Here is an 18,568-nt window from a genome sequence, read left to right on the forward strand (position 1 = left end):
GTGCCCACCACACGGTGGGCACAACCCCTTCCGTCATCCTGGTGCCGCCCCGGTGCCACCCTGACCGTCCCCGCCCCTGCGACACCTCATGCCGACCGCGCGCGAGCCGATGGAAGGGCATGTCCACGAGCAGCGCCGACGGTGCCCGCGCCCGGTCGACGCAGCACGCCGTCGTCACCGCCGTCGTCGCGATCGTCGTGCCCGCCGTGTACCTCCTGACCGACGGCGTGCTCCGTGCGGCCGTCTTCCTCCTCGCTGCGCTCCTCCCCCCGGCCTCGATCGCCCTGACGCTCGCCGTGCGCCGGCCCGAGCGCGCACAACCATGGTGGTGGGCTCTCGGCGCCACGCTCTGCCTCACCGTCGATGCCGCCGTCTGGCTGGTCCAGACGGCGACGACGTCGCTCCCGGCAGCCCTCGCTCTCGTCGCGCAGACCGCTGTCGCACTCGGCTACGTAGGCCTCCTCGTCGCGACCGTGCTCCTCGTGCTGCCCGCCGTGCGTGACGACGGCGGCAAGGCCATCGACTCCGCCATCGTCGCGCTCGCGGCGGCGGTCCTCGTGTGGGCGTTCGTCGTCGACCCCGCGCTCGCCGGGCGCACTGTCTCGTCGGTGGACCGGACCGTCGCCCTCGTCGGTCTGCTCGTCGTGAGCGGGATCGCCGGCGCGATGGTGCGTGCCGTCGTCGCCGCCGAGCACGCCAGGCTGACCCTCGGTTATCTCGTCCTCGCTGCGGTGTCGTCGATCGTCGCCAACATCGCGATGACGGTCCACGTCGACGAGCGCACCGGCGCGGAGGAGCCGTGGGTCGGCATGCTGTGGATCGTGTCCAACGTAGCCCTGGCCGCCGCGGCGACGCGGCCTCGCGACCTCGCGCTCGTGCCGTCGAGCAGGCCGCGGACACAGCGCCTGACGTACCAGCACCTCGGCTTCCTCGCTGTCGCGCTCGCGCTCAACCCGATCCTCGCCGTCGCGCGGGAGGGGACCGGGCGAGAGGCTGACCTCCCGCTGCTCAGCGCCGGCACGCTCGTGCTCGTCCCGCTCGTCCTCGCGCGGGTGGCGCAGCTCGCCCGGCTCCAGGCGAGGACCGAGCAGGAGCTCGCGCACCAGGCGACGCACGACGCCCTCACCGGGCTGCCGAACCGTCGCGCCGCGGACCAGCACCTCGAGGAGACCGTCCAGCAGGTCGCGGAGGAGGCCCTGCCGGGGGCGCTCCTGTGCTTCCTCGACCTCGACAACTTCAAGGACGTCAACGACGAGCACGGCCACCACGTCGGCGACCGGCTCCTCGTCGCGGTCGCGGACCGGCTCCGGGCCGTCGTCCGGACGAGCGGCTTCGTCGCGCGCTTCGGTGGGGACGAGTTCATCGTCATCGTCGTCGGCGACCCCGACGTCCTGAGGTCGGAGACCGTCGCGCGGATCAGGGAGGCCCTCTCGACCCCGGTGGAGCTCGGCCCGATCACGGCGCCGGCCGCCGCGAGCATCGGGACGGCCGCGGTCCGGCTGGGGAACGCTCTCTCGGGCGAGCAGCTGACCTCGATCGCCGACGCTCGGATGTACGCGGAGAAGCGCCGCGAGATGCGCGACGCATCGGCCGCGCCCGCCTGAGACCCTGCAGACCTGACGTCCTTCGGCTGCCCGGCGAGCCGGCCCGTCGGCGGTGGCTCAGCGGGCGGGCAGCGCCGGCAGCTCTTCCTCGTCGAGCCACGCCAGGAGGAGCGCCGCGACGCTCACCGCCACCTTGCTGCCGCCGAGCGCCACCGCGTGCTCGGCCGCGAGGGAGCGGAACCCCTCGGTGGTGACGACACCGTGCCGGTTGCGCGCGACCCAGTCCCGGACGAGGCCGAAGAACGCGTCGTCGCCCACGGTCGTGCGCAGCGCGTGCAGCGTGAGGGCTCCGCGCTTGTAGATGCGGTCGTCGAAGAGGTCCTCCGGGCCGGGGTCAGCGAGGAGGAGGTCCTGGTCGAGCTTGTGGAGCCGGGCCCAGTACCGACGGGCGAGGGACTCGGCCGTCGGGCCGCCCGCGGCCTCGGACCAGATCCACTCGGCGTAGCAGGCGAAGCCCTCGTTGAGCCAGATGTGCTGCCAGCTTGCGACGGACAGGCTGTTGCCGAACCACTGGTGCGCGAGCTCGTGCGGCACGAGGCGCACGGCGTCGGCCTCGTCGAGGTGGTTGCTGCCGAAGATCGAGACGCCCTGCGCCTCGAGCGGGATCTCGAGGTCGTCGTCGGTGACGACGAGCGTGTACGCGTCGAACGGGTACGGGCCGAACAGCTCCGTGAAGAGGGACATCATCTCGGGCTGCCGCTCGAGCCACCCGGTCGCCGCCTCGACGTGCCGGCTGCCGGCGACGACGCGCTGCGGCACCGGCCCGGCCGCGAGGACGGTCTCCGAGTAGTGACCGATCTGCACGGTGGCGAGGTACGTGCACGTCGGGTGCGTCTCCTCGTAGACCCACGTGGTCGTCGCCGCACGGACGCGCCGGTCCACGAGGGTCCCGTGCGCGAGCACGCGGTACGGGCTGTCGACCGTGAGCGACGTCCGGTAGGTGGCCTTGTCGCCCGGGCGGTCGTTGCACGGGAACCACGACGGCGCGCCCACGGGCTGGCTCGCGACGAGGGCGCCCTCGTCGAGCTCCTCCCAACCCACGGGGCCCCAGGCGCTGTCGACGGGACCGGGGTTGCCGCTGTAGCGCACCGTGACGGTGCACCGGGCTCCGGCAGGGAGCTTCTCCGCGAGCCGCAGGACGAGCCGACCGTCCCGGTGGCGGTACTTCGCCAGCCGGGCACCCGTGAGGGCGAGCTTGTCGACGGCGAGGCCGACGAGGTCGAGCGCGATCTCCTTGGCGTCCTCGAGCATCGTGACCCGCAGCGTCGCGGTCCCGCTCAGCCGGTTGGCCGACACCCGGTACGTGAGGTCGAGGTCGTAGTGCTCGACGTGGAAGTCGCGGCTCCCGTGGGACGGCTCGTACCGATCGATGTCGCTCATGCGTGGACCACGGTCATACCGTAACGTCCGGCGCGTGCCACGGCGCGATCGGGTTGCCCACCCACCGTGAGCCGGCGGGCACGGTCTCCCCGCGCAGCACGAGGGACGCCGGTCCGACGACGGAGCCTGGCGCGAGCACCGCCGCCGGCAGGATGACCCCGCGGGGCCCGAGCGTCGCGCCGGCCTGGAGCGTGACGGCGTCGAGGCTCATGATGCGGTCGTGGAAGAGGTGCGTCTGGACCACGCAGCCCGGGCCGACGGTCGCCCCGTCGTCGAGACGGACGAGGTCGGCCTCGGGGAGCCAGTACGTCTCGCACCAGACGCCCGCACCGATGTGGGCTCCCATGCCCCGCAGCCACCAGACGAGCGCAGGGCTGCCGTTGACGCCGTCGGCGAAGAAGGGGGCCGCGACCATCTCGGTGAACGTGTCGGCGAGCTCGCCGCGCCAGACGAACGCGCTCCACAGCGGGTGCTCGCCGGCACCGATGCGCCCGACGAGCGCCCACTTGACCGCGATCGTCACACCGGCGGCGAGTGCGCCCGTCGCGAGGAGCACGAGACCGCCGAGGAGGAGAGCCGCACCCCAGCCGAGGTGCACCACGAGCGCCTGGAGCGCGAAGAGCACCGTCATGCCGAGCAGACCGACGAGGAGCGCGGGCACCACGCGGCACGCCTCGACGAGACCTCGCGCCCGGCGCAGGGCCGGCGGGGGCGAGTAGGTGAGGCCGCCGTCGTCGAGCGTCGCGGCGCGCGGCAGGAGGACGGGCGGGCTGCCGATGTAGCTCGACCCGGAGCGCGTCTTGTTCGGCGTGGCGGACAGGACGGCGACGAGCCCGTTCTTGGGGACGGTGCGCCCAGGCGCCGTCATGCCCGAGTTCCCGAGGAACGCACGGCGACCGACCTTCGCGACGGCCACCCGGACCCAGCCGCCCCCGAGCTCGTAGGGCGCGACCATCGTGTCGTCGGCGAGGAAGGCCCCGTCCTTGACGCGCATCATGCTCGGCAGGCCGATGACGGTGGACGCCTCGACGTCCTTGCCGATGCTCGCGCCGAGCAGCCGCAACCAGGCCGGGGTCACGAGCGAGGAGTAGAGGGGGAAGAGCACGGTGCGCGCCGAGTCCATGAGCCGTTCCGTGCACCACGCCTGCCACCCGACGCGCGAGCGCACGGGGTGATACCCCTCGACGAGTCCGCGACCGAGCAGGCGGACCATGACGAGGACGAGGACGGCGTAGACGAGGTAGGCGAGCGCGGTCCCGCCGACGGCCGCGAGGAGGAGGCGTCCGGCGGCCTCGCCGAGCGTCGTCGTCCCGCGGACGGCAGGCGCCGCGGCGAGGAGCCCGACGGTCGCCGCGAGCGGGGCGAGCGCCGCGAGGAGCGCGGCGGAGACGCCGTAGACGGCGAGCCACCGGCGTGGTCGCGACGGGCGCTCGGCCGGCCAGGGATGGCGCGCCCCGTGGACCCGGCGGGCCGGCGACCCCGCCCAGTAGTCGCCGTCGCCGGTGTGCCCGTGCACGGCGGACCCCGCCGCGACGTCGGTGCCGGCGCCGACGTGCGCACCGGGATAGAGGATGCTGCGCGCGCCGACGGTCGCCCCGGGGCCGATGCTCACGGGGCCGACGTGGAGGAGGTCCCCGTCGAGCCAGTGGCCCGAGAGGTCGACCTCCGGCTCGACCGCGCACCCCTCACCGAGGGTGAGCATGCCGGTCACGGGCGGGACGGTGTGGAGGTCGACGTCGCGCCCGATGCGCGCACCGAGCAGCCGCGCGTAGACGCCGACCCACGGGGCGGTCCCGTCCGTCAGCGCACCGAAGCCCTCGACGAGCCGCTCCGCTGCCCACAGCCGCAGGTGCACGGACCCTCCGCGCGGGTACGTCCCCGGGGTGAGACCCACGAGGAGGAGTCTCGCGCCGAGCGCGCTCACACCCATCCGGCCGAGGGGGCTCACGGTGAGGATCCAGCCCGCGACGACCCACCACCAGGAGACAGGTACGGTCCAGGGCAGCTGCCACGCGAGGTCGAGGAGGTTGTTCATCGCGGCGAGCGCGGTCGCCCACCGCAGGGCGACGAGCGTCCTCAGCGGCACCAGCGCAAGGAGCTGGGCGACCTGGCTGGCCATCGGAACCGGGCCGACGTGGCGGACCTTGGCCGCGGTGCCCCCGGCGGCGGTGCCGTCCGCAGACGGGGGCCAGCGGAGGTCCAGATGGTCCGCGAGCTCGCCGACCTCCGGGTGGGCGTAGACCTGGGCGACCGTCACCTCCGGATAGCGTCCGCGCAGCGCCGAGACGAGCTGGGCTGCGGTGAGCGAGCTGCCGCCGTGCGCGAAGAAGTCGTCGTCCTCGTCGACGGGACGCACCCCGATGACTGCCTCCCACTGCTCCCCCACCCAGGCGGCGGTCCCGGTCAGCGACGCTCCCCCGCCGACCCCGGCACCGGGCAGGGGCCACGGCAGCGCGTCCCGGTCGACCTTGCCGGACGTCCTCGTCGGGATGTCCGACACCACGGCGAGGAGCGGGATGAGCGACGCGGGCAGCTCGTCGCGCAGCTCGGCGAGGAGGGCACCCGTGTCGAGCGTCCCGTCACCGGACGGCACCACGTACCCGACGAGCACGGCGGTGCCGACCGGTGTGCGCTGGACCGCGGCCGCCGCGGCCCCGACGCCGTCGAGCCCGAGGAGCGCAGCGTCGATCTCCCCGAGCTCGACCCGACGGCCGTTGACCTTCACCTGGTCGTCCGCTCGCCCGACGAACAGGAGCCCCTCGTGGTCGAGCTGGACGAGGTCACCGCTGCGGTAGGCGCGCTCCCAGCCGAGGCTGGGCATGGGGGCGAACTTCGCCGCGTCGAGCTCCGGGTCGAGGTACCGCGCCAGGCCGACACCACCGACGATGAGCTCACCGGTCTCGCCCTCGGCGACCTCCGCACCGTCAGGCCCGACGACGGCGAGGTCCCACCCGTCGAGCGCGAGCCCGATCCGGACGGGCTTGCCAGGCTCGAGCGTCGCCGCGCACGCGATGACCGTCGCCTCGGTGGGGCCGTACGTGTTCCACAGCTCACGGTCCGACCGCCACAAGCGGGTGGCGAGCTCGGCCGGCACGGCCTCACCACCGAAGATGAGGAGACGGACCGCATCGAGCGTCTCGACAGGCCACAGCCCCGCGAGGGTCGGGACCGTCGAGACCACGCTGATCTCCCGCTCCACGAGCCACGGCCCGAGATCCGTGCCCGAGCGGACGAGCGAGCGAGGAGCCGGGACGAGCGTCGCGCCGCTGCGCCATGCGAGCCACATCTCCTCGCACGACGCGTCGAACGCGACCGACAGCCCGGCCAGCACCCTGTCCCCCGGCGCGAGCGGCCGGTCCTGGAGGAACAACCGCGCCTCGGCGTCGACGAGCGCCCCCGCGCTGCGGTGCGTCACCGCGACGCCCTTGGGGCGGCCGGTCGAGCCCGACGTGAAGATGATCCACGCGTCGTCCTCCAGCCCGGGGGGCACGGGAGCGTCCGTCGCTGCACGCGAGACCCCGCCGGCTGGACCGTTCCCGTGGTCGACGGTCCGGGTGACCGTGCCGTCGTCGCCCACGACAGCAACCACCGCGGCCTCGTCGAAGACGAGCGCAGCACGCTCGTCCGGGTCGTCCGCGTCGACCGGTACGTAGGCCGCCCCCGCGTGGAGGATCGAGAGGATCGAGAGGTAGAGGTCCACCGTGCCGGACTCCGCCCGGATGCCCACCCGGTCGCCGAGGCGCACCCCGGCAGCAGAGAGTCGTCGCGCGCGTGCCTCGACCGCCTGCAGCAGCGCCGCGTAGGTGAACTCTTCGTCGCCGTCGTCGATCGCGACCGCACGCGGGAACCGTGCCGCGGTCGCGGCGAAGATCTCGACGAGGGTCCGCGGAGAGGGCGCTCGCGCCCCGGCGCGCAGACGGTCGGTGTCGACATCAGGCGTCTGGAAGGTCACAGCTGACAGGTCCCCTGGTTCTCGAGCACGGCGCGGCGCCGTGTGGCGTTCCCGCCTCGACCGGATGTTCTCACGTCCTGGTGAACGTCCGGGTTCGCATCCCGTCGCACCGGGTCGGAGTGCACGAACGTGCGTGGCTCGTCGCAAATGGGCCGACACCTAGACTGTGTGCATGATCTTCAAGCGGGTCGGCGAAGGCCGACCGTACCCGGACCACGGGCTGGTGACGGCGAAGGACTGGTCAGAGGTGGCTCCGCGCCAGGTCCGCCTCGACGAGCTGGTGACGACCAAGCGCACCCTCAACCTCGACACGCTGCTCGCGGACGACTCCACCTTCTACGGTGACCTCTTCGCCCACGTGGTGCAGTACGAGGGCGTCATGTTCCTCGAGGACGGCCTCCACCGGGCCCTGCGCGCCGCTCTCCAGCAGCGCTCGCTGCTCCACGCGCGCGTCCTCGTCATCGACTGAGACCAAGAGGCGGTAAATTTCTCGGATGACCACGCCTGACGACGTCAGAGACGCACGCGCCCTGCGGCGGCGCCACAAGCACGAGCGGCAAGCCGTGATCTTCGGGGTGCTCATCGCTTCCCTCGCGGTCACGGGCCTTGCGGCTGTCGCGGTCTACACCGGGACGATCGACCCGCCGTTCGACCGGGGGTTCAGCAGCAAGGACGTCATCCAGGACGAGGTCCTCGCCCAGCCGTGCCTCCCCGAGGGCACCTTCCCGGTGGCGTACAACAGCATCTCGGTCAACGTGCTCAACGCGACGGACCAGGGCGGGCTCGCCTCGACCACCTCCGCGTCGCTGGCCGAGCGCGGGTTCACCGTCGCGACGACGGGCAACACGAAGGTGGTCGTCGAGGGCATCCGGATCTCCTTCGGGTCGGCCTCCCTCGGCGCTGCCTACACGCTCGCAGCCCAGTTCGAGGGCGCCGACCTCTACTACGACGCACGCGAGGACGCGAGCGTCGACGTCATCCTCGGCTCCTCCTTCGAGGGCCTCAAGGCACCCGAGGCCGTCCAGCTCGACCCGACGATCCCGATGGTCTCCCGGGAAGGCTGCGTAGCGATGGACCAGATCAACCCGCAGCCGCTGCCGACCGTCCCGCCGACCGAGGAGCCCGTCGAAGAGGTCCCGGCGGGCTGAGCCCGCGGCGTCAGACGTGCTTGTCGGCCTGCCCGGTGCCTTCGAGCTCCACACCACCGGGCGCCGACGCCGGCGAGGCGGCCTCCTGGCTCGTCCCGCGCCACCGCGCCAGCCCACGCATGGAGTGGTAGATGACAAGAGCGGCCCCGGTGCCGATCGCGATCCCCTTGAACTCCAGGTCGCCCGGCATCCAGGTGAAGTCGGCGATGCCGATGACGAGGGCGATCGCCGCCGTGGTGAGGTTGACCGGGTCGGAGAAGTCGACCTTGTTCTGCACCCAGATGCGGGCACCGAGCATCCCGATCATGCCGTAGAGGAGCGTCGCCGCCCCGCCGAGCACGCCGCCGGGGACCGAGGCGATGATCTCGCCGAACTTCGGCGAGAGGCTCAGGACCAGCGCACCGCCGGCCGCCACCCAGTACGCCGCCGTCGAGTAGACGCGCGTCGCCGCCATCACGCCGATGTTCTCCGCGTACGTCGTCGTGCCCGAGCCACCGCCGACCCCGGCGAGCGTCGTGGCGAGACCGTCGGCCACGAGTGCGCGGCCCGCGAGGTCGTCGAGGTTCTGGCCGGTCATCGCGGCGACCGACTTCACGTGCCCGACGTTCTCCGCCACGAGGACGAGCACCACCGGGACGAACAACCCGAGCACGGAGACCTCGAAGGTCGGGGTGACGAACTCCGGGAAGCCGAACCACGCGGCCTTCTCGACGTTCTCGAAGCTCACCTCCCCGCGCAGGACGGCGAAGCCGTACCCGACGAGGACGCCCACGAGGATCGCCAGGCGGCCGAGGATCCCCTTGAACAGCACCGTGACGAGGATGATCGAGGCGAGCGTGACGAGCGCGGTGAGCGGCGCCTGCTGGAAGTTGTCCCACGCCGAGGGAGCCAGGTTGAACCCGATGAGCGCGACGATCGTACCGGTGACGACAGGCGGCATGATCGCGTTGATCCACCGCGCCCCCGCGACGTGCACGACCGCACCGACGATCGTCAGCGCGACACCGGCGACGAGGATCCCCCCGACCGCGGCCGACTGCCCGCCGGACGCCGTGGCCGCGCCGATGGGCGCGATGAACGCGAAGCTCGACCCGAGGTAGCTCGGGAGCCGGTTGCCCGTCACGACGAGGAAGAGGACGGTCCCGATCGCGGAGAAGAACAGCGTGGTCGCGGGGGAGAATCCCGTGAGCAGCGGGACGAGGAACGTCGCCCCGAACATCGCGACGATGTGCTGCAGACCGATGCCGACGGTGATCGGCCAGGACAGCCGCTCCCCCGGCCCGACGACGTCGGACGGTCCCATCGTCTTGCCGTCCCCGTGGACGCTCCAGCCAAGCTTCACGTTGATCTCCTGAACAGACGAGCACGCAGGTGAAGGGGCGCTCCTGCGACCCAGGGAGCAGGATACTGCGGGCTCGACACAGCCTGACCCCGGGTGCGTAGGATCGGTAGACGTACTGTCCCGAGACAACCGAGGAGCACCCGTGTCTGGCCCCAACCTCAGCAAGGAGCCGGGCGACGGTTCCGCGCAGCCGTCGAACCCGTACAGCTCGCCCGCACCCGACGCCGGACCCCCCGGCCCTCCGCCGTACGAGAGCGCTCCGCAGGGTGCGCCCTACCAGAACCAGTACGCGGCGAGCGGTTCCTCCGGCTATCCGTACACCGCGCCCGCGTCGACCAACGCGATGGCGCTCGGGTCGCTCATCGCGTCGATCGCCGGGTGGACGGTCGTCCCGTTCGTCGGGTGGATCGTCGGTGTGGTCCTCGGCCACATCGCCCGCAGCCAGCTCCGGCAGAGCAACGAGCAGGGCGCCGGCCTGGCCCTCGCGGGACTCATCACGGGCTACGTCGGTCTGGCGCTCTCCGCGATCGCCGTCGTCTTCGTCATCGTCGTGTTCGTCTTCGTCGGGGTGAGCTACGAGTCCTGGTGACGGCTGAGCAGGTCGTGACGACCGGCCCAGCCGTCACCACGGCTAGAGCCTCGACATGATCGACGCGAGCATGTAGCTGCGCGTGTTGCCGTCGTCGATGCGCTCGTCGGGCAGGTCCCGCGACGCCTCGAGGGCGGCAGCCGCGTCGTCAGGCCCGGCGAGCGCCGAGTACATGAGCAGGAAGTCACCGAACATGACGTCGAAGCTCTGCGAGCCGGCCGCACCCACCTCGTCCTCGAGGTTCGTCCGGATGCGCTCGGGGTCGGCAGCGAGGTAGCCGCTCACCGGGCTCATGGGCAGCACGAGGATGCCGAGCATCGCCCCCGGGTCCGCGCTGAACCACGTGGCGTAGTCGCGCTTGCCGCCCCAGTTGAGGCTCGCGACGGTGTGGTCGAAGCCCTCGTAGACGGGCTCGTCGAGCGGGAAGTCCGTCCAGTACGCCCGAGCCGAGGACGTCTCGGCAGAGAGCAACCAGGTGGCCTGCTCGGCGAGACCCTCGTTGCCGCTCGCCTGGGCCCAGAGGCCGAGGCCGTTCCAGGCGGTGACCGCCTCGGAGCTCGACTCCTGGTTGTTCCCGTCCGCGAAGGGCGAGGTGCCGGACGCCCAGGAGTGTCCCTTGTAGGCGTCGAAGACGCGCAGGGCGGGGAGCTCCTCGGAGGCGGTCGGCGACGCGATGTCGGCGGCCAGGACGTCCATCACCGGGCGCAGCTCTTCAGCCAGCTCGGCGTCGTCCGCGGCCAGGACCCCGGCAGCGTAGAGGAAGTACCCGTAATGGAAGTGGTGGTCGTTGAACTCCTCGGAGCCGAACGACGGCGTGAGGCCGACGACACCGCGCATCGCGTCGTCGTAGACGAAGCAGCGTGCGTCGCGGGTGTCGCAGCCGTCGGGCTCCGCCCACTCGGAGATGCGCGCGGTGAGCTCCTCCCGCAACGGCGCCGACACGTCGTCGAGACCGAGCTCCTCGGCGAGGACGAGCAGGTTCGTGTCGCGGTAGAGCGCCTTCCCACCGAAGTAGGTGTCGGACGGCGCGTCGGGGATCGCGGCGATGTCCGCTGTGACCTGCTCAGAGAGCTCCGTCCGGTTCTCCTCGCTCAGTCCGGTGAGGTCGAGCGACCCCGCGGGCTGGACCGTCGCGGAGTGCCACGCGAGCTCGGTGCCGCTGCACAGCTGCACGGTGCCGTAGACGGTGGCGTAGGAGCCGAGCCCGCAGTCGGGTGCCGCTGCGCCGTCGCTCGGCGCGCCTGCCTCGTCCTGGTGGGGCATGCGGACGAACGCGGTCGGGCCGCCGCCGGCGGTCGTGTACGCGATGGTCGTGCGGGTCTGGTCGTCCCCGACGCCGTAGCCCACGGTGGTCCCGGTGACCGGGTCGGACGCGAGCTCGACGAGCGCGGCGAGCGCCTCGTCGGCCGTCGTCCCGTCGGCGGGCTCGGGTGCGACGACCACCGTGGCGGACTGGTCCGCCGCGAGCGTGAGCGTGCTGCCCTCGACCGCCCCTGAGGTCGCGAGGGCGTAGGTGCGGTCGCCGACCGTGACGGTCGGGAGGTCGGTGCCCTCGATGGTCGCAGGGACGTCCTTCTCGACGAGCAGGGAGACGTCCTGGTCCACCGCGGCGGTGTAGGTGACGAACGGCGAGCCCTCGACGAGGACGACGGAGCCGAGGGCGGCGCCTGCCTCGTCGAGCATCGTCATCGTCACGCTGGCCGTGTCGTACGCGGCGATCTCGAAGGAGGAGGCGCCCACGTCGAGCGAGAGGTCCTCGAGGGCCGGTCCGACGATGACCTTCTCGCTCGTCTGCGGTGTCGGCAGCCCCACGGCGAAGCCGCCGTCGGTCGGGGTGTACGCCACGGGCATGGGGAAGACGGGCTGCGCGTCCTCACCGAAGGCCAGACCGGAGAACCAGCGGTTCGTCGGCGGCACGACGCCCTCGGCGAGGCGCATCGTCGGCGGCTCGGCGACCTGCTGGACGGGCAGGGCGGCGAGGAGCCCGGAGACGTCCTCGATCGACGCCTGCCCAGCCGCGGCCGGCGGCGCGACGGCAGCCGCGGTACCGGTCGAGTCCGCGCCGGAGCTGCAGGCGCTCAGCGCGAGCCCGATCACTGCCACGGCCGCCAGGGCGCCCGTGGTCGTGCGGCGCGCTGCGGCGTCGCGGTGGGTCGTGCGTCCCAGGGTGTCTCGTGTGATCCGTCGCATCAGACACCGATCTTTCGCAGGAACTCCTGGGCAGCCTGCTCGACGCCGGCCATGACGCCGTCGTCGCGCAGCTCGACGCTAGCGGTGACGGGCGCGCCCGGCACCATGAGGCCGTCCTGCTCGCCGCGCTCGAGCGCGTCGCTCGCGACCCGGATGACGGACTCGGCCTTGTCGGCCTCGGTCCGTACCTCGATGGACTCGACGGTGCCCTCGACCTCCTGCTGGTTCGGCAGCACCATCGTCACGCCGGCACCGATGGCGATGCGCTCGTAGTCGCGCGGGTCGAGCGAGAACTTGGCGCTCACGTAGAGGGAGTCGGCGCGCTCGATGGTCGAGAGAACTCCGCCGGCCTGGATGAAGGACCCGGGCGCCGCGTTGACCGTCGTGACGATGCCGTCCGCCGGCGCGACGAACGTCATGGTGCCGTCGTCCTCCACCTCGAACGGTGCGGCGTCGGCACGGACGAGACCGATGGCGATGTCGTGCGCGAGCGCCTGGCTCTGCACGGAGACGACCGGGTCGCCGGCCTGGACGGTGTCCCCGGCCTCGACGAACTGGTCGATGACGGTGCCGGCGTAGTCCGTGCCGAGCTCGAGCGTCTCGGCCTCGAAGGACGCGCTCGCGCTGGAGACCTGCGTGATGCGGCGGTTGAGGACGAGCGTGAAGACGGCGACGATCGCGAAGATCACGACGAGGCCGACGGCGACGCGGAAGCGGTTGGACCAGGTCATGAGGAACCTCCGGGCTGGGTGAGCGCGACGGCGGACGTCTGCGCTGGGGTCTGGGTCGAGGCGAGGGCTCGGGCACGGGCGCGCTCGCCGCGGTTCTCGAGCTTCTCGCGCTGCTTCTCGGCTCGGTTCTCGCCGGCGATGGTGTGTGCCTCGCGCATGGCGGTGAGGACGAACGTCCCGAGGATGAGTGCGTTGGTCGCGTTCCACGCGAGGGCGAGGCTCAGCGAGCCGGTGTTCCAGTCCTTCCAGGCACCGACGGCTGTCGTCAGCACGAGGAACCAGAAGAAGAGCACCTGAGGGACCATGAAGTTGAACGGCGAGCTCGCGCGGCCGGCCTGGCCGGTGACGTGCCAGCTCTGCTCCTTGCGGCAGATCGCGTTCCACAGCGCCTTCGTGTAGATCGGGAAGGAGCACGCCGCGAGCATGAGGACTTCCCACCGGAAGGAACCGAGGGTGATGAACGCGATCATGATCTGCATGACGTAGAAGCCGGCGTAGTAGATCAGCCAGGTCCCCGTGGAGATGGTGAGGTTCATCGGGGTGAGGTCGAAGAAGATCTGCAGCGGCGGCACGAGGAGCAGCAGCAGGGGGCAGATGCCGGCGAGGTAGTGGGTCGCGGTGACTGTGTACTGCAGGCGCTGGTCGAGCGTGAGCTTGCGCCGCAGGCTCAGCGGGTTGTGCTGGAGCATGATCTCGAAGCCGCCGGTCGCCCAGCGCAGCTGCTGCTTCGTGTACGCCTCGACGGTCTCGGGTGTGTCACCGACGGCGAGGGTCATGGGGATGTAGATGGACCGCCAGCCGCGCTCGTGGAGGAGCAGCGACGTCCAGACGTCCTCGGACTTCGAGTCCGTGTACATGCCGCCGATGTCGTTGATCGCCTTGCGGCGGAAGATGACGTTCGTCCCGACGCAGAACGCGGCGTTGAACCGGTTGCGACCGGGCTGGATGAACTTGTAGAACACGGCCTGCATGTAGCCCGCGCCGCGGGAGATGAGGTTGTTGACGTTGCCGTAGACCTGAGGGGTCTGGACGAACGCCACGTCGTCGTTGATGAAGAACGGGACGGTCTCGACGAGGAAGTTGGGGCGCGCCACGAAGTCGGCGTCGAGGATGACGAAGAAGTCGCCCTTGCTCAGCGCGAGCGCGTGGTTGACGTTCCCGGCCTTCGCGCCGCTGTTCGACAGACGGCGCACGTACCGGGCACCGAGGTCTGCTGCGAGCTCGCGGACGGCGTCGGACTTGCCGTCGTCGAGGATCCAGACGGTGTGGCGGCCGCGGATGGCCAGCGCTGCGTCGACCGTGCGGCGGATGGTCTCGAGGGGCTCGCCGTAGGTGGTGATGAAGACGTCGACGACGATCGGCTTGTCGTGCAGGTAGAGCGTCCAGTCCTGGGGGCGGAGCTCCGAGCCGTCACTGATGATCTCCGGGACGTCGTGGAGCCGGTCCTGGGCGTCGTAGAAGGCGAAGTCGCGGGGGTTGTAGCCGCTCGACAGGATGGTCCACATGGCGAGGAGCGCCTGCAGCACGAGGATCGTCTCGGCGGTGATGACGAGCGCGTACGGGAGGAAGTCGCCGACGTTCTTCGGGTTGAGGAGGAAGACGGTGTAGGCGAGCACGCCGAGGGTGGCGAGGAGGACGACCATCATGAGCGAGGGCGAGTGACCGACGTGGGTGCTGCTCGCGTCCTCGGAGGCGGGGGGTGCGCTCTGCTCCTCGTCGGGCATGCCGAGGGCGAGCTGCAGGCGGTGCTGTGCATCGACGGACTGAGAGATGTGGTCAGTTCGACGCGGGGTGACGACAAGACGTTCAAATTCGGAGACGGCCACGGTGGCCCCCTAACTGGTCGTGCTCGAGAACGAGCGAGTCAGTGGGTGGGGGACGGCGGCAGCTCTGGCGACGTCGAGGGTGAATTTGGGCGCGCGGCCCAAGTGGCGATGTACCCAGCATCCTGAGGATGCAACGTATCGAGGTTCTCTTCGACGCGTCTCCAAACAGGGTGAGACACGGAACACGTTGAGCGCAATGGTGCGCCCTGCTACCTTCACGCGCGCCAGGCGCCGCGGGGCTCCGGAGGGCGTTTCAGTGAACGCGAGTATGTCAGCGCTGTGACCTGGGACTTCACCCGGGTTAATTGATGCTGACGCTCTTGATTACCGCGATTATCGCCCGGCCGCGCGGCGCATCTCGCCGCGCGGCCCGTAGCCAGTTTTTACAGAGCGTTCACCGGCTCGACCTCGACGGAGGTCCGCATGATGGACAGCGAGCGGAGTTATCGGCGCGTTCGGGAGACGACCTCACGGGCCACCAGGTCCAGATGGTCCAGGTCTGAGAGGTTCATGACCTGCAGGTATACCCTCTCGACCCCCTGCTCGGCGATCCTCCCGAGGGTGTCGACGGCTTCGTCGACCGTCCCCGCGATGCCGTGCTCGCGCAGCTCAGCCGGCTCGCGCCCGATCGCGCGCGCACGCTCGACGAACTCCGCCTCGTCCGCACCGACGCACAGGATGAGAGCCGCCGAGTACGTCAGCTCGTCGGCGTCGCGACCGACCTGCTCGCACGCCTCCCGGACACGGGCGAACTTCGGCGCGATCTCGTCGAGCTCCGGGAACGCCGCGTTGAACTCCGTCGCGAAGCGCGCGGCGAGCGCGGGCGTGCGCTTCGGCCCGTTGCCCCCGACGATCACGGGCACGGTACCGAGCGGCTTCGGCAGCGCCGGGGAGTCCGTCAGGGTGTAGTGCTTCCCGGCGAACGAGTACTCCTCACCCACGGGGGTGCCCCACAGGCCGGTGATGATCTCGAGCTGCTCCTCGAGGATGCCGAAACGCTTGTCCGGGAACGGGACGCCGTACGCCTCGTGCTCGCGCGCGAACCACCCGGCCCCCAGACCCAGCTCGACACGACCGCCGCTCATCTGGTCGACCTGAGCCACCTGGATCGCGAGCAGCCCGGGGTGGCGGAACGTCGCCGAGGTGACGAGGGTCCCGAGCTTGATGCGGCTCGTCTCGCGTGCCAGCCCGGCGAGCGTCGTCCACGCGTCCGTCGGACCGGGCAGGCCGTCGCCGTCGCCCATGACGAGGAAGTGGTCCGAGCGGAAGAAGGCATCGAAACCGAGCTCCTCCGTGGCCTGGGCAACCGCGAGGAGGTCGTCGTACGTCGCACCCTGCTGGGGTTCGGTGAAGATTCTGAAGTCCATGACCTCACCCTAGGCACGTCCCGGGCGTCGGCGCACCGACGCCCGACCGGGCGGGCCTCAGACCTAGCGCGGCTCGAGACCGCGCCAGCGGCGCGGCAGCGCCATGTCCGCCACGGTGACGACGGCGGTCACCGCGCTCGCCCAGCCGAGGGCGGTGCGTGGCCCGCTCCCCCGCCGCGCGCCGGAGCGCAGCAGGCCGACCGCGGCACCACCTGCGACGACCGCCTCGGCGATCGAGAGCAGCCAGTACGCACGAGGACGGTAGATCCAGAGGCGCTGCAGGTCGTTGATCCGTCCCGGCTCGGTGGGGACCGTCGTGAGCGAGGACCACATCGCCCGGACGAAGGGCTGCGACTCGACGCGTCGCACGTCCGGCAGGTCGGCCGGGTCGAGCCAGCCCTCGGCGACCTCGGCCGCCTCGACCGGGAGCCCGAAGAGCCGCATGACGGCGGTGAAGGGGTCGTCGACGTCCGCGTCGTCGAAGAGAGCCTGGAGCTTGCGCGTCTGCACGTCGGTGAGGTCGAGCTCGCGGGCGAACTCGGCGACGTCCCCGACCGGGGTGTCGAAGTACTCGTACACGAGCGTCATGACGCCGTCGTACGGGGCCACGCCCTCCGACGGGTCGAGGCGCTTCCACCGCGGCCCCCACTCGTGGGCGGCGAGGACGGCCCGCCCACGCATGAGGCCGATGCGACGCCAGGGGCCGTTGCGCTCGAGGCCCACCGTGGGGGTCGCCGACGCGTAGGTCGCGACCGGCTCGAGGTCCGCGGCCGGGTCGACCGCCGCGACGATCGACGTCCCGTCGATCTGCGCGAACCACAGTGCCGACTCCATGAGGTGCGCCAGGTGCGGCGCCTCCGTCGAGCGCAGACGACCGACGACCGCACCCGAGCGCTGCTCGATGACGATGCCGAGACCGTGGTCCCCGCCGCCCTCGGCCGGGATCTCGAGGTCCTCACCCACCCGGCAGGCCACGTCGATCGCCCGGGAGAGGTAGGTCGCTACGTCATCGCACGACAAGGTGGGGTACGGGCCGCTCGCCGGGTTCTCGTCCGGAGCCCACCGCACGATGCGGCCGTCGCTCCAGCCGACCGTCCGCGCGATGACCCAGCCGGGCGCACCGAGATGAGCGCCGTCGAGCATCTCCGCCGGGACACCGAGCTGCGTGAGAACGCTCGCGACCTCCTCGACGGTGGCTGCCGGGACGTGCTCGATGGCGTCCTCCGTGCGGGCGCCCTCGCCACGCGGGTCCCGAGGCTCCACGGCGATGTAGAGCGGGACCAGGGCGAGAAGATCCGTGCCAGATGTGACGTCCTGCATGACACGAGTCTCACACATCCTCGGCCGGGCGTCGTCGTGCGGTCGCGCGAGCCGGGATGTGGTCGACCGGCGCACCGGTGACGAACCCCCTGTGTGGGCACGTCATCTCGCGATCCCGGGGATGGCACCCGGTGGATCGTCCTGCTCGTGCGCCCTCAGCCCGCAGGCCGACACGTTCGATACGCCAGTGAGGGCGGGTCGAAGTCGACGCCGTTCTCGTCCAGTGCGTTGAAGATCGTCAGCCGCCCCCCGGCGCCGAAGATGAGGCTCACCGCTACCGAGCCGTCCGCCATGTCTCCCCCGCGCCACTCGAGCAGCTCGACGTCCAGGACGGTCCGTCCCTCGAGGGCGACCAGTCGCTCAAGGGCACCCTCACGCCATCCCCGGTCACAGTCCAGGAAGTCGACTGGCCTTGCCGTGTCGATCCGGTCCCACGTCAGCGAGAGCTCGTCGAACGCGTTGTGCTGCACCTCGAGCTGTGCACCAGTGAACTCGAGGACGACGGGAGCATCGGTGACCCACGTGCCCGATTCGGCGTCCCAGAGAAGTCGACCTCGGTTGAGGCCCCGGCCCACCAGGTCAAGCAAGCGAGACCCGTGCGATCTCGCGATCGCGTCCACGCCCCGCTGAAACTGCGGACGGTAGCCCTCGATACCCAGGTAGTCGCCGGCTGCGGCACGGCCATCGGTCTCCACGAGCCAAGGATGCCAGGCGACGTCGCTGACCGTCGCCGAAGTGCGAGAAGCTGTCTGGCGGACACGCGAGAGCGGCCATCATCGACACCAGAGTCCGGCACCACGCGAAGCGCACCCGACGTGAACCCCAGAGCGCCGGGGGCGACGAAGGGCCCCGCGTCCGCAGCATTCTGCAGACACGGGGCCCTTCGGTGTGCGGTAGCGGTGAGATTCGAACTCACGGTGGACTTTCACCCACACACGCTTTCGAGGCGTGCTCCTTAGGCCGCTCGGACACGCTACCTCGCCCAGAAGAGTACCTGGCGACGGCCGGAACCTCCCAATCGGCGGCCTCGCTCGAGCCCGAACTGCCCCGGCCGACATGCCCGGTGTTGACCGGTTTGGCGCGTATCGGTACGGTCAGGCGCACATCTACATCGATGCA

At 71.2% G+C, this 18,568-nt stretch carries 13 protein-coding genes and 1 tRNA gene; 4 read left to right on the forward strand and 10 right to left on the reverse strand.

The window, feature by feature from the left end; translation table 11 throughout:
- Positions 1 to 119: 119 nt before the first annotated feature.
- The gene (locus ABKW26_RS13930; RefSeq protein ID WP_348594379.1) at positions 120 to 1,604 is read left to right on the forward strand and encodes a GGDEF domain-containing protein; all 1,485 of its coding nucleotides are present in this window, start codon (positions 120 to 122) and stop codon (positions 1,602 to 1,604) included.
- 57 nt (positions 1,605 to 1,661) lie between these two features.
- Here ABKW26_RS13930 and ABKW26_RS13935 read toward each other — a convergent pair whose 3' ends face one another.
- Both ABKW26_RS13935 and ABKW26_RS13940 read right to left on the reverse strand, forming a co-directional pair.
- Positions 1,662 to 2,984 (reverse strand): M1 family metallopeptidase, encoded by a 1,323-nt coding sequence (locus ABKW26_RS13935; protein ID WP_348594380.1) that lies wholly within the window; start codon positions 2,982 to 2,984, stop codon positions 1,662 to 1,664.
- Positions 2,985 to 2,997: 13 nt separating this feature from the next.
- Positions 2,998 to 6,936 carry a Pls/PosA family non-ribosomal peptide synthetase gene (locus ABKW26_RS13940; protein ID WP_348594381.1) on the reverse strand — a complete coding sequence of 1,313 codons (3,939 nt, stop codon included), beginning with the start codon at positions 6,934 to 6,936 and terminating at the stop codon, positions 2,998 to 3,000.
- 172 nt (positions 6,937 to 7,108) lie between these two features.
- Here ABKW26_RS13940 and ABKW26_RS13945 point away from each other — a divergent pair, with 172 nt between their 5' ends.
- The gene (locus tag ABKW26_RS13945; RefSeq protein WP_348594382.1) at positions 7,109 to 7,405 is read left to right on the forward strand and encodes a type II toxin-antitoxin system VapB family antitoxin; all 297 of its coding nucleotides are present in this window, start codon (positions 7,109 to 7,111) and stop codon (positions 7,403 to 7,405) included.
- A gap of 25 nt (positions 7,406 to 7,430) precedes the next feature.
- Positions 7,431 to 8,084, forward strand: a complete 654-nt coding sequence (locus ABKW26_RS13950; protein WP_348594383.1) for a LytR C-terminal domain-containing protein — start codon at positions 7,431 to 7,433, stop codon at positions 8,082 to 8,084.
- A 10-nt stretch (positions 8,085 to 8,094) separates the two neighbouring features.
- Here ABKW26_RS13950 and ABKW26_RS13955 read toward each other — a convergent pair whose 3' ends face one another.
- Entirely contained in the window at positions 8,095 to 9,426 is a 1,332-nt protein-coding gene (locus ABKW26_RS13955) for a solute carrier family 23 protein (RefSeq protein ID WP_348594384.1), read from the reverse strand.
- A 142-nt stretch (positions 9,427 to 9,568) separates the two neighbouring features.
- Here ABKW26_RS13955 and ABKW26_RS13960 point away from each other — a divergent pair, with 142 nt between their 5' ends.
- Positions 9,569 to 10,015, forward strand: a complete 447-nt coding sequence (locus tag ABKW26_RS13960) for a DUF4190 domain-containing protein (RefSeq protein ID WP_348594385.1) — start codon at positions 9,569 to 9,571, stop codon at positions 10,013 to 10,015.
- 42 nt (positions 10,016 to 10,057) lie between these two features.
- On the opposite strand, the gene ABKW26_RS13965 is transcribed toward ABKW26_RS13960, so the two are convergent.
- The 7 genes from ABKW26_RS13965 to ABKW26_RS13995 form a co-directional block, all read right to left on the reverse strand.
- Positions 10,058 to 12,205, reverse strand: a complete 2,148-nt coding sequence (locus ABKW26_RS13965; RefSeq protein ID WP_348594386.1) for a glycosyl hydrolase — start codon at positions 12,203 to 12,205, stop codon at positions 10,058 to 10,060.
- Positions 12,205 to 12,936 (reverse strand): HlyD family efflux transporter periplasmic adaptor subunit, encoded by a 732-nt coding sequence (locus ABKW26_RS13970; RefSeq protein ID WP_348594387.1) that lies wholly within the window; start codon positions 12,934 to 12,936, stop codon positions 12,205 to 12,207. Before ABKW26_RS13970 ends, ABKW26_RS13965 begins: the two co-directional genes overlap by 1 nt.
- The gene (locus tag ABKW26_RS13975) at positions 12,933 to 14,762 is read right to left on the reverse strand and encodes a cellulose synthase catalytic subunit (protein WP_348594388.1); all 1,830 of its coding nucleotides are present in this window, start codon (positions 14,760 to 14,762) and stop codon (positions 12,933 to 12,935) included. The genes ABKW26_RS13970 and ABKW26_RS13975 overlap by 4 nt, the downstream gene beginning before the upstream one ends.
- Positions 14,763 to 15,205: 443 nt before the next feature.
- Positions 15,206 to 16,129 (reverse strand): LLM class F420-dependent oxidoreductase, encoded by a 924-nt coding sequence (locus ABKW26_RS13980; protein ID WP_348594389.1) that lies wholly within the window; start codon positions 16,127 to 16,129, stop codon positions 15,206 to 15,208.
- Positions 16,130 to 16,192: 63 nt separating this feature from the next.
- Entirely contained in the window at positions 16,193 to 17,449 is a 1,257-nt protein-coding gene (locus ABKW26_RS13985) for a hypothetical protein (protein WP_348594390.1), read from the reverse strand.
- Positions 17,450 to 17,604: 155 nt separating this feature from the next.
- On the reverse strand, positions 17,605 to 18,036 hold the full coding sequence (locus ABKW26_RS13990; RefSeq protein ID WP_348594391.1) for a hypothetical protein: 432 nt from the start codon (positions 18,034 to 18,036) through the stop codon (positions 17,605 to 17,607).
- 304 nt (positions 18,037 to 18,340) lie between these two features.
- A tRNA-Ser gene (locus ABKW26_RS13995) sits at positions 18,341 to 18,427 on the reverse strand.
- Between the last annotated feature and the right edge of the window lie 141 nt (positions 18,428 to 18,568).

The sequence above is a fragment of the Sanguibacter sp. 25GB23B1 genome (genome assembly GCF_040012415.1).
In the GTDB taxonomy this organism is placed as follows: domain Bacteria; phylum Actinomycetota; class Actinomycetes; order Actinomycetales; family Cellulomonadaceae; genus Sanguibacter.

Coding starts and splice junctions, on each gene's coding strand:
- ABKW26_RS13930 (WP_348594379.1), top strand. CDS start 120: ATGTCCACGAGCAGCGCCGACGGTGCCCGCGCCCGGTCGACGCAGCAC.
- ABKW26_RS13935 (WP_348594380.1), bottom strand. CDS start 2,984: ATGAGCGACATCGATCGGTACGAGCCGTCCCACGGGAGCCGCGACTTC.
- ABKW26_RS13945 (WP_348594382.1), top strand. CDS start 7,109: ATGATCTTCAAGCGGGTCGGCGAAGGCCGACCGTACCCGGACCACGGG.
- ABKW26_RS13950 (WP_348594383.1), top strand. CDS start 7,431: ATGACCACGCCTGACGACGTCAGAGACGCACGCGCCCTGCGGCGGCGC.
- ABKW26_RS13965 (WP_348594386.1), bottom strand. CDS start 12,205: ATGCGACGGATCACACGAGACACCCTGGGACGCACGACCCACCGCGAC.
- ABKW26_RS13970 (WP_348594387.1), bottom strand. CDS start 12,936: ATGACCTGGTCCAACCGCTTCCGCGTCGCCGTCGGCCTCGTCGTGATC.
- ABKW26_RS13980 (WP_348594389.1), bottom strand. CDS start 16,129: ATGGACTTCAGAATCTTCACCGAACCCCAGCAGGGTGCGACGTACGAC.
- ABKW26_RS13985 (WP_348594390.1), bottom strand. CDS start 17,449: ATGCAGGACGTCACATCTGGCACGGATCTTCTCGCCCTGGTCCCGCTC.